Below are 13,844 nucleotides of genomic sequence, written 5' to 3'. Positions count from 1 at the left end.
TCAGGTTTTAATTTGGTTAGTGTTTAATGGTTTTATACATCAATACTTTAGGTGTACGTACTGCAGGTTTTACTTCACCTCCGGGAATGACCACATTTCCGTTCCAAATGGTTAAGGTAGTGGTTACCGGCGCTGGTGCCGGAATCTGATCTGCTACTGACCAGGTATTGGTAAGCGGACTATAGCTCAGCACCTGTTTTGAAAAGCCGGGGTGTTTTTCTCTTGGTAGAGCGGCATCGGCGGCGGCCTTACCATCATCGCCACCAAATATGCGGAGGCTGTTTTCGGTGGCATAAGCCGTACCCGGGGCCGCAGTTACGGCCGAAGGAAGGTCGGCAATCTTTTTCCAGCCGGTTTTAGGGCTGTACTGATAAGCATCTTTAAGGTAATTTCTTACCCCGTGTACCAGTTCGGCACCGCTGAACAGGTAAAATTTACCGTCCAGGGCACCGGCAACTGCAAACATGCGGGCCGGGCCTGGCCAGGTTTCAAGTTTTTTCCATGCCATGTTTTTGGCGGAAAGATCCATTGCCCAGAAGTTATCTCCGGCATTTTGGGCATCGGGGCTTTCGATGCCGCCGGCGATGTAAATGGTATTGCCGAGGAGTACCCCCGAGGTATTGGCGATGGGTTTAGGCAATACGGGCAGGGTTGTTATGCTGAGTTTGTCCTTATTGAATTTTAACATGGATACGTCGGCATAATGACCTTTTTCATTACTACCGCCAATGATGATAAAGCTATCTTTCCAGGTGATGGAAAGGCCATAGCCCAATGAATGAGGTAGCTTTCCGACCAGTTTCCATTTGCCATCAGGTTTTTGAAGGGCAAATATATGATCGTGCCATGCTTTTTTAGAGCCTGTCCATGGTGCACCACCATCGGGGAAGTTTGCACCACCAGCCACCAGTAACGTACCATTTGAAACCCCGGCAAAAGAGCCGGCAAAGCCAATGGGATCGGGAATGGGGGGAAGTTCAGACCAGCCGGAATCAGATTTGGCAGTTTGCGCTACACCTCTGCTTAGCATTGTAGACATCAGGATCAGCAATAGAAATAGATAGACCGGTTTATTCATGGCATTGCAAGGCCTCTTTTACCACTTTAAAAAAGCCGATACCTTCAAGTGCCGATCTGAAACTGTCAGCATCTTTATCTGACAGTGGTTCAAGGGGCAGGCGGCATTTACCTAAATCAAAGCCTTCCATTTTCATCAATGCCCGCTGCGCAGGGATTGGCGGGAATTTTACCAGTTCGCGTACCATGTTTACTGCATTCATATGGACTGCTGCGGCTTCTTCGTTCAGGCCATCTTCGTACATTTTCATTACTTTTAAATACAGGGGTGCTGCAAAGGTATAGGTACTGCCTATGGCTCCTTTTGCACCAACAGCCAGTGCAGGGAGCAGCATTTCATCGTAGCCAAACAGGATATCGAATTTACCGTTCTTATAGTTCAGACAGGCCTGGTATTCATGTAAAGTTGAGGCTGTATATTTAATTCCTGCAAGGTTAGGGATTGCGTTTTCGGCCAGTTCAAGGAAAGAGATCATGTCCATACCCACTCCTGTAAGCGTAGGGATACTGTAATAATAAAAAGGTGTATTGGGTGCTGCAGACGCAATTTGGGCCATGCTGTTGACCAGGTTACTTACGGAAGTTGGCTTAAAATAGAAAGCCGCAACAGAAGAAATGGCATCGGCACCTATTTTTTCGGCATGGGCAGCCAATTTGCGACATTCGGCTATAGAGCTGTGACCTACATGTACCAGCACGAGGATACGCTTATTGGCGGCTTTAACATAAGCCTCGGCAATGGCCATCCGCTCTTCAATGGTGAGGTTGGGGCCTTCCCCATTGGTGCCGCATATAAATACGCCTGATAAGCCATCATTTATCATTTTGTCGACCAGGGAAGGTATAATGTCTAGATTTATAGTTCCATCTTCACGATAAGCAGCAAAAGTTGCTGCTATTAATCCTGTAATTTTATTCATATTATTTGTTTTTATGCTAGTAGCTGAGTTGTTAAAATGGGTTTAAAGTAGTTCGTCCAGTTTTATGGTCTGGAATACCATGTCGGCCTGACTGCCTTCATACAGAATTCCGATGGTATTGTTGTCGATACTGGTCAGGCAGGAGTATCCCCTGCTCTTTTCTTCATCCAGCAGGATCTTTTTATCTGAGGACCAGGTTTTGCCATCATCGTAACTTACTTTGATGGTCATATTTTTACGGGCTGTTTTAGCATCCGGATTAGAAAAGAGCAATACAGACCTTTTCTTTCCATTTTGTACAAAGTCGTGCCGGATGATACTGGCCATACAGGTTGGCTCTGGCAAGGCCTGATGTGATGTAGGGTGTAATGTCCAGTCCTGTCCCATATTATTGGTTATGGCAATGGCCCTTCCATTGGTACTGCTGGTATCTTTACTGTTGGCATTGGACCGCATGTTTAGCATCAATGTGCCATCTGTAAGTTCTACAACCATATTTTCTGTAGTGGACTCCTGGGTTGCTGCCCTGCTTGTTTTCCAGGTATGGCCACCATCGCTGCTGTAGGTGAGGTTAGAAAAAGCTTTACCGCTTGCATTTCTACCCTGGGTTGGAAATACGAGTGTCCCATTCTTCATGGTAATGCCCTGACCGGGTGCCGGTGCCCAAAGCCACCAGTCTTCCTGTTTACACATTTTTGTAAGATTGACCGGTTTACTCCAGGTTTTGCCATGATCAGTGCTTTTTACGATCAGGAACTGGGCGGTCTGTTTCGGCTCAAAACCAGGCTGTGAACCTTTGGTTTTCCACTGGTGGTTCCAGTCCTTACTCTGTTCGGTAAGTCCTTCCAGCCATTTTCCCTGTTCATTGATCACGCCATACATCCATAACCCTGCGATGAAAATATGGCCTGTTTTTTTATCGACCAGGATATTGGCATCCGATACCCCATTAAATTTTTCAGGGAGATTGCCCCAGGTACCCATATCCATTACAATTTGCATGGGCTGCCAGGTCTTACCTTTATCCAGACTGCGGGACAGGCCAATGTCGATATTGCCCTGTAAATCCCTTCCGCTATCGCGGCGTACATCATAAATGCCCAGTAAAGTACCGTCATTGGCCGTAGCAAGCCCGGGGATGCGGTAAGTATGTACCTGATCCTGATTGTGTTGTCGCAGTGCGATGCCCAGGCGGTTTGCATAATTGTCGGGTGTTATTTTTAAACTGTCCTTGTTGAGCCTGACAAGGGTGGCATTGATGTTTAAGAATGAGGCCGCATTTGCTGTGGCTTTTAAGCTGAGGGTTAACCAGAGGTAATTGATCCCTTTTTGTAAGGGCAGGTTACCAGTTAATGAGGTTTTTTCTTTTAGCGGAGCATTTGCTGCTGCAAAAAGCCTCAGCATTCCTGCCTTTTCAGCTTTAAAAAGCGCTGAGTCCGTTCCACTGGCCAGTAATTTGACATCCTGGATATCATTTAGACGGAGCGTTCCTTTTGTAAGGATATCAATTTGCTGCAATTCAGCTGCTTCGTTAAGTTCAATTTTAATGCGCAATACCGGATTGTTAGCTCTTCCCTTCAATACAGGGATCTTATATTTTTTTTGTGTGGCCTGACTGGCCTGCGCCACAGTGATTACCGGCAGCAAACAACATAAAATACTAATGTTTAAAATTCTCTTTATCGCTTTCATAAGGTAAACATCAGTGCTTGAAATATCTGGTCATTGGGTAGTTTATAGTACTTATGTAGTACATATCAAAAGTGTTAAGTATTTTCGGCATATCCAAATAATTTATGATATAAAATATTCATTTCAATCTGTCGAAATGTGGTTTTAAGTGTGCTTCCATTCCTTTTTTAAAATCATCTTTAGATCCTGTTCTGAGCAATTCGATCAGGTCTTTGTGGGTAACCTTACCTCTTGTTGGTTTTTTTTCGAGGGTCAGCACATAATCAAAAATGGGCAGTAACATGATCTGAAACCGTTTGAGCGTAGCATTTCCTGACATTTCATAGAGCTTTCCATGAAAGGCAATTTCATTTTTAATGCGGAATGAGTTGTCGTGATTTACTTCCTTTTTGGCGATATTTTCAAGTTCATCAATGTCTTTATCTGTTTTTCTGATATAGAGCAGATCGGCCAGTCCCATTTCCAGTACCAGCCGGAGTTCAAAAATATCCTGGAGTGTTTCTTTATCGATAATGAGCGGGTCGAGTACACGTTCAAACGTGCCCAGGATATCTGGCCTGCTGAGTATCATTCCCCGCTTTTTCTTTGTTTCCACCATGCCCAGCATGCGTAACCGGCTCAGGGCTTCGCGCAGTACATTTCTGCTCACGTCCAGTGCTTCTGCCAGTTCCAGTTCTTTTGGGAGAGCATCACCCGGACGGAATGATTTCTTCTTCAAAAATTCCCTGAGCCTGACCTCTACCACATCTACAATCGTATTTGAAGCTATTGGTGCCAGGTCTTTACTTAAATCATTTGTGGCCATACTTATCAGATTGAACTGCTTTTATTTACAATATAAAGAATGTTTATGCTACTTCTTATAGATCACAATCCCTTCGGCGGGACTTTCTACCCCTCCTTCTCCGGCGATCACAATCCTGCCATCGTCCAATATGATGCCATCCATGTTTCCAATCGGGGCGTTGTAACCAAAATAAGCCTCTCTTGAGAAAAGCGGCCCTACTGTAGTATAGGCCTGCCCATTGTTGGTGCTTTTAAAAACAACAGGTGCCACGGCATAAGTAGGACTGTTTTTAACTTCTGTATCTGTTTCTCTGTTGATCGGGTTTACCAAAAGTATTTCTCCGTCTTTACCTTTCAGGATGATTCCTCCGAACAGATGTCCATAATCTCCTGTTTTTACATCAGCGGAAATATTGGCTGCTGCAGTCCAGTTGTCGCCACCATCACTGCTATAGGAAACCAGTTTGTTTTTAGGGCTGGTATTGGTATGTCCCGCTACCATCATTAACCTGCCATCCGACAATTCGACTACAGTGGCCTTCGTTAAACGGCTGCCACTGATTGCCTTGCCGAGACGCCAGGTAATCCCGCCGTCATCAGAAAGGGCCATTCTGACCACATTGGTACTGTAAGTAAGGGGCATAACCAGGCGTTTATTGTAGGTGGCAGATTTAAGTGCAATACCATGTACGGCACCACCCTGAATATATCCTGCTGCAGTATTTTTAAAAGCTGTGATTTCTACCGGTGTTGTCCAGCTTAGGCCGTTATCATTCGATTCAATCTGGTAGATCCGCTGTGAGTTGACATCATAAGTGAAGGCATTGCTATTGGCCGGGAAAGCACCGCCTATGGTACTGTATTGTAAAATGATCTTGCCATTATCTGTTGTAACCACCTGTGGAAAGCAATATGTTAAATTGCTGCCATTACCTGCAAGTACAGTGAGCTGGTTGCTCCAGGTATTGCCCCCATCAGCAGATCTTTTCATGATGATATCGGTATTGCCTACCGGCATGGTATTTTGCGCTACCCTTTCTTTGGCGGATGTGGGTGTAGAGCGTCCTTCTGCAAAGAGCAGCAATTCTCCGTTAGGGGCTTTGGCCAGGGCGGGCGCCTGGATCTTGTTATAGCTTCCTTCGTATTCATGCATGGCATAATCAAGCGTATACATTTCGCGGCTTTCTATGTACATGTCGTGTACAGCAACAAAGTTGCGCCATGGGCGGATTTGCGGAGTATAAAAATAGGCCCGTTCGGCTGCCATTTTAAAGGTGAATACAAGCGTGCCATTTACCTTTACATAAAAAATCCCATTGGTGATGACCACTTCCATATTGGCAGGGACACCGGGTGTCATTACCTGGGTTACGGTTGGCCAGCCCAGGGCAGGGTTAACTGTTATTCCGTTTTTACCATAAAGGTCGAGGAAAAAGCCAGGTTCGCCGGTTGAGGTATTTCCATCAAGGCCAAAAGTAAAAGGACCACCTGTATCCCAGTTTTTTCCTAAAGACAAACCTGCAGCCGTACTGTTAAATGTGCCAAATGTAACTTTAGCGTACATATAGAAACTTTTTCCGGAGCCTACAGGAACAAAGTATTTGGAATATACCCAATTGAACTTATAGCTGTTGGGATCACCCGCAAAATGATCTGCATTGGACAAAGGATAAAAGCTAAAATGCGGAAGCATGTGTAACCCGTCGTTTTCCTTCACCCAGGAAAGGGTATCCCCTTTTGGGTAATAATCTGTATAGCCTTTAAACAGTACTTTTCCGTAATCGGGCACTCCATTTTTTACCAGCCATACCCCTGCCTGCTTGTTTACATCAAATGGAAAGGGAAGAGAATCGGGGTTAACGGTATTTGCTTCTTCATAAGGTCCGGGGAAATCAAAATGTTCTTCCTTATAGCAGCTGGTGATCAGCAGACTGATGCATAGCACAAAGCAGAAATATGCTGTTGGTCTGTATGTTTTCATGCGTATATATTTTAATATGATGTCCTTATTTAATTTGATCATTACTCCCATAACTTTGGATTGACAGGGATATACCAGTTTTTCTCATCCATCAGACGGGCCTTAATTGCGGCTTTGTCTTTTGCAGGGTATTTTGCGGTAACTGCATCGGCCAGCATGTTTTTGCCGTTGAGTTTTGACTGCAGCATTAAATCGTACCAGCGCCTTCCCTCAAAAGCGAACTCCCTTGCCCTTTCGTCAAAAATCAGTTTATCCATGACCACCTTGTCGGTATAATTAAATGTAGCCTTATCCAAAATGACCAGGCCCCTTGCCGTTCTTACCATATTGATAAAATTAAAGGCAGATGCGTAATTGTTTAGCATCAGATCTGCTGTAGCTTTGAGCAGCCAGGCATCCGCACTGCGCATAACTGACCAGCTGGCATTGCTCTGATAAGCGGGACGCATGGACAATACATTGTCGAGTCCGATGTATTTCCAGATTACGGTATCGCCATTAAGCACTTTAAAGCTGGCCTGGGCCCTGATGTCGGCATCAGTTAAAGAAACATCGTCTTTAAACAGGCGGTTCATGAGGGCTGAAACCGGTTTCAGGTAATACTTTCCGCCATCCTTACGTACCGGGGAAGTAAACTCCTGCAGCCTATTGGTTTCAAAGCTATTGTCGTACTGATAGCCCAGTAAGAACATGGAGTGGCCAGTTGCATAGGCACTTGAAAACTGATTGAACCAGGTACCTGCTGTTCCCAGACTTTGGTTTGAATTTTTGATGGACAGATCGCAAAGAGAAGATGCGGTCTGGTATTCGCCCAGCCATAAGGCTATTTCGGCCGCCAGCGTAGCAGCCAAAGGTTGTGAGACCCTTCCATATCTTTCCTTGGCACTCAGGCTTTGCGCATTCCATTTGTAGTTTACGGGCAACATGCCCAATGCGGTAAGTACATCATTGTAAATCAGTTTCCATACTTCCTGCTGATCTTTAGGCATCCTGTAAATGGCGCTGATCTGTTCGGAAGTCAGGCTGAGCGTTGGCTTGGTTACAGTTTCCCCTTCTGTATTTACGTAGGTTATGGTTTCCGCGTAATCGGAAAGGATAATGGGAAATTTTTCATAAGTACGTACCAGCTCATAATAACAGATGGCACGCAGTAACAATGCTTCGCCATAAAATGCACCTGCATCCCGGGCATCAATTTTGGAATCCAGTTTCTGCACGTTATACACTTTTTCCATCTGACGGTTACAGCGTGCAATGGTGCGGTAGATGCCTGCATAATTGGTATAAGGATTATTTGAGGTAACATTATTTACCACAAACTCATTGATGTAAGGATCAGGTTCGGGCTGACCGGTAGTAATCATGTCGGCCCTGGCATCACCCCATAGCAGGAATTTGTGCGTTTCCTGTGCCAGTGATTCATACATACCAATTGCAGCGGCATTTAAATCTTCCCTGTTCTTGTAAAAGTTTTCTTCTTTAATGGTGTCCGTTGGGGCTTCATTAAAAAAGTCTTTACAGGAAAGGATACACATGCCCAGTAGTAACATTACTGAAGTTGTGCTTATTGATTTTATTATTTTGATTGTCTTCATTTTCATATTGACTAAAATGATACCTTAAAACCCATAATGTATGTTCTGGGAAGCGGAGATGCCCCAAAATCAATTCCCCTTAACATGGGATCGGGTGTGCTGACTACTTCAGGATCAAATCCGCTGTACTTTGTAAAAGTGGCCAGGTTTTCGCCTGTGACGTATACATTAAGGGCACGGAAAAACCTCATTTTTGCCGGCAATGGAATTTCATAGCTGACAGTAATATTTTTTAACCTAAGAAAAGTTCCTTTTTCCAGCCAAAGATCAGAGGGGGCGCCATTCATAGAAGGATCATCAAAGGCTGCGCGGCTTAGTCCGTTTCCGGGGTTTGAAGCCGACATCCAGCGGCCCTCTACATCGGGCGACTGGTTGGAATAATCTTTCATTACATGCATTTGCTGATTAAAACTATTGTAAATATCATTGCCAAGAGTATAAGTAAACAAGGCGTTGAAAGACAGTTTTTTATAGCTCAGGGCAGTACCGAAATTTCCGAAAGCCTTTGGAAGTGCAGACCCGATTACCTGACGGTCCTGTTCGTTGATCCTTGAATCTTTGTTGACATCATCAATGATGTAATCGCCAGCCTTAAAACTGGTACCATCGGCTTTTTGCAGGTTTACATCGGCTTGGTTAGCAAAAACACCCAGTACTTTATAGCCATAAAATGCACCCAGGGGCTCATTTACTTTGGCTACCGTATGGATACCACCTATGGATCTGATGATGCTTCCGTTATGGAGTGCCTTTACTTTGTTTTTTAAAGTAGAGATGTTGCCATATATTAACCATGAAAGCTCTTTTTTATCGATCAGTTTAGCATCCAAACTGATTTCGACCCCTTGTGAAGTCATTTTTCCGCTATTTTCAAATTGCTGGTCAAGGCCAAGTTCAATCGGTACAGCACGTCGGGTAATCAGGTCTGATGTGGCTTTATAATAGTATCCCGCATCTACAGTCAGCCTGTTTTTAAATAAGTTGAGTGTTAAACCTCCGTCATAAGTATCAGTGACCTCTGGTTTGACCGACTTATTGGCCACATTACCGAGATAAGTTCCGCCATAGCCAAAATAATTGGCCGCATAATAAAGATTGTACTGATAATAGCCACGCAAGTCGTTATTACCACTTCTGCCCCAGCCCGCACGGAAGGCCAGTTGTGTATCATTTTTCCTTTCAAAAAGATCTGCCACTGCTTTTACACCTGGATAAATGCCCCATCTGCCCTTACTGCCGAAATTACTGGAACCTTCAATATTCAGGTTGGCGGCCAGGTTGATCCTGTTCAAGAAGTCAACATCGCCCCTCATGTACAGGCTAAGCAGCTTTGATCTATATTTTAAATTCGAAGAGGAATCTACAGTACCTTGTGCAAGTGTTTCATAGTCGTCAGAACCGGCATTGATTTTTCGGACAAATATAGATTTCTCTTCATAAGACTCTATAGATAAACCTGCCTTGGCCGAATAGCGGTTGTTGGCACCAAATTTTCCTGTTTTATCCAGCCAACTGCTCCATAGGAGCATAGATTCACTGGAGTTTCTTTTTAAGTTTTGCCTGATCCTGTTCAGGTCCTGGACAATACCCAGTTTTGGACGGTATTGTTTTTCTGTAAGGCTCATATAATTAAATACAAATGAAGAGTGCAGAAAAGTTTGTGGTGCCAACAGCCAATGGATGCTGATGCTGCCATCTACACGGTTGTCTTCGTTGCTGTTGTACATATTGTCTACCAGTGCCAGGGGATTGCTTTTCCCTAAAGTATCTGCGTCAGCAAGCTGTTTGGTAAGCTGGCCCGACGGGGAAAACAAGTAGGGACTTAAAAAGGGAGCTTTAGTGGCCGCAACAAATACGGGGTGGATGCTGTAATCTGCCCCCTGCTCTGCATAATTTGTGGCTGCGTGGGTATAAGCCAGGTTATTGGAGATCTCTATTTTAGGTGAAAGTTTATAATCGAGGTTAAAACGAAGGTTCACCTGGTTCTGGTCAGATCCTTTCAGGGTACCGTTCTTATCCGCATAGCCTACACTAAACATGTAATAGGCATCGCCATCCCCACCTTTTAGTTTTAAGTGATAATCACTTAACATACCATTTTTAGCAATTAAACGCATCCAGTTGGTATTGCCATTATACATTGGATTGGCCGGGTCAAAAACAGGGTGCTGGTTTACTTCGGTAGCTGTGCTGCCATTTTCTAGAAAGTAATTGCGCAGGTAGTTTTTAAACTGGCCGGCACCCATACGGTTTACATTATAATTTGCTGTTAAAAGACCAAACTTAGCTGAAAAATCTATTTTTGTGCCACCCAATTCGCCCCGGTCTGTTTCTATATAGATGGCCCCGTTTGCGCCACGACCGCCGTTGGCGGATACATCTATGCCCTCTTTTGCCAGTTTTACACTTTTGATATCATTTGGATTTATGAAGCTGAAACGTGAAGGCTGGTAAACAGATAGAAATGAAGGTAATGCACGGGAGTACCTTACCGGGATCCCATCTACATATATATACGGTGAACTGTTGAGGTTGATGGAGCCCAATCCGCGGATCATCAGTTGCGAGGCGGCGCCAATGGTACCCGACTGGATAACCTGGATGCCTGGCTTGTCTGCCATCAGTTCAGTAAAAGTAAGGGCCCCGGCTTTGATGTTTACACTTTTCAGCAGAGAGTCGGACACTTTTTTATTTTCCTGCCCCAAGGCAGAGAGGCATGCTATGTTTAAGGCAAACAGTAAAACTTTTCTTATCATAATTTTTAATTCCTTTTTCATCTGCGTTGATTAGGGTACAGGGATCAGTTCAATGATGTCCATCAGTACATCGCAGCAATAGCTTCCATTCTTTCCTGCCGCAAAAGCGGTGAGTGCAAAAGTTAATTTCACATCAGAACGGTTTTCGACATTAATTATCCCGCAGTTGTTATAGATGTAATAGTTGTATTCGGCCCAGGTGCCGTCGGTTTTAGACAGGTCGATATCATTTTTAACAATTACATCATTATAGATGGTGAGGAATTTACCACGTGTTCCGGCACGGTGTACCACGCGGATATTGTATTTTCCCACCGGAACGTCGGGAACGGTGAAATAAAAGTAATCGCCAACCTGTTGTGCATCGAATGCGACAATTTTCAATTCTTTGTTCTGGTGATAACTTTGTGTTCCGGTATTTAAAACGATCTGTGCCGGTGCCACTGTAAATACATTCTGTTCGCCATAAGGGCTGCCCGGCGGAAACAGGTTTAACCGTATGGTTGCAGGCAGCGCGGTTTCGATGGCTACTACATTGTCCATGGAATGGTATACCCCATTGGAACAGATGCGGTCTATACCGAACTCGATAGACTGGTCGAACTTATATTTCTCATTCATAAAATACTGGCCACGGTCGTTTACACTAAAACTGAGGGCTTCCTTTTTATATACAGGATAGATCCGCTGTTTGGTTAGCTGGTTGAGGAAGTAGCCCGAATCGGGGACAATATGATAAGCTGCCCATTGGGGCAGGTTACTGATGGAAGCTTTATTGAAATTGTTTTTTTGCAATACCTCGTCACGTTCAATAATCAGGGTGATGGTACTGTCTTTAAGGTATCTGGTTAGGCCAGTTTCTTCAAAAATGCCCAGCATAATATTATACTTTCCTGTTTTTTGAAGGGTAGTCAGTATACTTTCTACAGGTGGTGAGAGGACTTCATCAAGAATATTAACATAGCCATTGCTCATTTCGATATTAGACTCCTGGATGGTGGCAAAATTATTCAGTTTGATAGCGCTGTAAGAATCCCGGATATCCGCAATTAAAAACTTCTTGTTTAGTGCCGTTGGGGCCGATAGTGGTCCCTGCTCCAGGGCATTGGTATTTATTTTTTTGTCTAACAGGTGATAGCTGAAATAGTTCAACCAGAATTCCGGTGTTTTGTCCTTTATGGCACTTACCTTTTCTCCGTTTGAAGATAAGCGGGCAAATAAATTGGTGAAAGCTGCATTTGTTGGTGCGAATACGGTATATGCCCCGGCTGTTTTTAACAGATTCCGTTTTTTTACATAGTCTACCAGTTCGCGGTAAGTGCTCAGGTCGGGCCTGTTGTCTATATAATCAATGATCTGAAGTTCATCGTTACTGTCATATCTGGCTCCCGAGAAATCTCTTTTACAACCCTGAAGTACAAATAGCAGCAAGGTTGCGGTAAGCAGGTAATTTAAATACTGTTTCATTTGCTTTGGTTTAATTTGGCCATTCATATTATTTGTTCCTGTAAAATTCTTTTTGTACCAGTAAGGGGTTGTTTTCAACTTCTGTTCTGTAATAGGGCAAAAACCAGCTTTCCGGGTTCAGTAACCTGGCCCTTACTACCTGGTAAGCCAGTTTCATAGAATGGTTGTTTGCTGCTTTTTCCAGCAATACATCAGCATATCCTGTTCTTCTGGCTACCCTTACAGCGGCAAACCATTCTTTCCCTTCAAACCCGAGCTCAAATTCCCTTTCCAGCAAAAGCCTGGTAAAAAATTCAGCCCCCTCACCGCCTTCACCAGGCGTAAGTTCCGGTATATCGCAATGCTTACGGATGATATTGATGTTCTTTTCGGCCTCGCCGTACTGGCCGAGCATGGCATAAGCTTCGGCCTTCATCAGCAGGATTTCGCGGTAGCGGTAAAAAATGTAATTGGAGGTACGGTCGTTTTGTCTCCTGTAAGCCACCTGGTAAGGTGCCTGCCCTAAAAATTTATATACCTCAGTTGCTGAGGCATAGCCATTTGCTGCGGATGTCATGCTAAAGGCACTATAGGGTTTTAACCGTATGGTATCAGAAGTGATATGTTCGGGTACTGTACTTGGATACAGAAATTCACCAGAATTTGCAGTGATGTTCTTTGAATTGGCCAGGTAGATCTCCTTGCCCTGATCATGAAAAGAGAACCAGTTGTACAATGGTGAGGATGGCCCCTGAAGGCCATACTGGAATTCGAAGATGGATTCAGTAGAATTGCCGGGATAAAAAATGGTATACCAGTCGAGCGGCCTTACCAAAGAATTTGCGTATGCTACATCAATGGTTTTGCACAGATCGATACAGGCTGCATATTGATTTCTCCAGAGTTTGACATCGGCCAGTATTGCCCTGATGGCATTTTTAGTGATCCTGCCATGGCGTTCCTTTGCATCGGTAAATGTTTCAGGCGCAATTTTCAGGGCATTGCCAAGGTCTTCCTCTATAAAATCAAGCACCTCGTTTTCAGATGAAGCGGCTGTATTGAAGGTTTGTGCATCTGATTCATAAGGTTCTTTGATCACAGGTACTTCTTTAAAAGTACGGACCAGGTAAAAGTAGAATAAACCACGAAGGGCATAAGCTTCGCCCATCATTTGTTGTAACTCTTCTACTTTAAAAGTGGGGTCATTTTTAGGGCCTTCAGGGGCATTTTTGATAAAAGCATTGGTCCAGCCAATTGCTTTATATACAGAGGCCCATGAGGTAAGACTATTTGTGGTATAAATATCGTGCGAAAGGAATTGCGCATGGTTACTGGTAAATTCGGTACCTATTCCGGGCGCATATAGACTAGACCGGCTATCCCCCCATACCTGGAATGAACTTACACAGCTGTTCATGGCTGTATACAGCCCGATTAAAGAAGAATATACCTGGTCCCTGTTTTGCCAGAAATTATCTTTGATCAGGTTATCCGGTCTTTCCACATCTAAAAATTTAGTACAGCCAGTGCCCAGGAAGATCAGGAGCAGCAATCCGTATTTTATGTTATTTAATGCTTTCATTTCTTTGTT

General features: G+C 44.1%; 9 protein-coding genes. All 9 read right to left on the bottom strand.

What is annotated here, in order from left to right; all coding sequences use genetic code 11:
* Positions 1-16: 16 nt before the first annotated feature.
* The 9 genes from HDC92_RS21735 to HDC92_RS21695 all read right to left on the bottom strand — a co-directional run bounded on the left by HDC92_RS21735 (position 17) and on the right by HDC92_RS21695 (position 13,835).
* Positions 17-1,078: a galactose oxidase gene (locus tag HDC92_RS21735; RefSeq protein WP_183877087.1), complete on the bottom strand. Its 1,062-nt coding sequence runs from the start codon at positions 1,076-1,078 to the stop codon at positions 17-19.
* Entirely contained in the window at positions 1,071-1,997 is a 927-nt protein-coding gene (locus HDC92_RS21730; protein ID WP_183877086.1) for a dihydrodipicolinate synthase family protein, read from the bottom strand. The genes HDC92_RS21735 and HDC92_RS21730 overlap by 8 nt, the downstream gene beginning before the upstream one ends.
* A gap of 42 nt (positions 1,998-2,039) precedes the next feature.
* Positions 2,040-3,689 (bottom strand): sialidase family protein, encoded by a 1,650-nt coding sequence (locus tag HDC92_RS21725; RefSeq protein WP_015808031.1) that lies wholly within the window; start codon positions 3,687-3,689, stop codon positions 2,040-2,042.
* Between the two features lie 118 nt (positions 3,690-3,807).
* Complete coding sequence (locus HDC92_RS21720) at positions 3,808-4,494, bottom strand: FadR/GntR family transcriptional regulator (protein WP_015808032.1); 687 nt, start codon at positions 4,492-4,494, stop codon at positions 3,808-3,810.
* Between the two features lie 48 nt (positions 4,495-4,542).
* Complete coding sequence (locus HDC92_RS21715) at positions 4,543-6,456, bottom strand: sialidase family protein (RefSeq protein WP_255484635.1); 1,914 nt, start codon at positions 6,454-6,456, stop codon at positions 4,543-4,545.
* 41 nt (positions 6,457-6,497) lie between these two features.
* Entirely contained in the window at positions 6,498-8,051 is a 1,554-nt protein-coding gene (locus HDC92_RS21710) for a RagB/SusD family nutrient uptake outer membrane protein (protein ID WP_255484634.1), read from the bottom strand.
* A gap of 11 nt (positions 8,052-8,062) precedes the next feature.
* The gene (locus tag HDC92_RS21705) at positions 8,063-10,828 is read right to left on the bottom strand and encodes a SusC/RagA family TonB-linked outer membrane protein (RefSeq protein WP_183877083.1); all 2,766 of its coding nucleotides are present in this window, start codon (positions 10,826-10,828) and stop codon (positions 8,063-8,065) included.
* A gap of 9 nt (positions 10,829-10,837) precedes the next feature.
* Positions 10,838-12,274, bottom strand: coding sequence for a fasciclin domain-containing protein (locus HDC92_RS21700; RefSeq protein ID WP_255484632.1), 1,437 nt, complete (start codon positions 12,272-12,274; stop codon positions 10,838-10,840).
* Positions 12,275-12,302: 28 nt separating this feature from the next.
* Positions 12,303-13,835, bottom strand: a complete 1,533-nt coding sequence (locus tag HDC92_RS21695) for a RagB/SusD family nutrient uptake outer membrane protein (RefSeq protein ID WP_015808037.1) — start codon at positions 13,833-13,835, stop codon at positions 12,303-12,305.
* Between the last annotated feature and the right edge of the window lie 9 nt (positions 13,836-13,844).

It is taken from the genome of Pedobacter sp. AK017 (genome assembly GCF_014200825.1).
GTDB lineage: Bacteria > Bacteroidota > Bacteroidia > Sphingobacteriales > Sphingobacteriaceae > Pedobacter > Pedobacter heparinus.
This window is presented reverse-complemented; position numbering and strand designations above follow the sequence as displayed.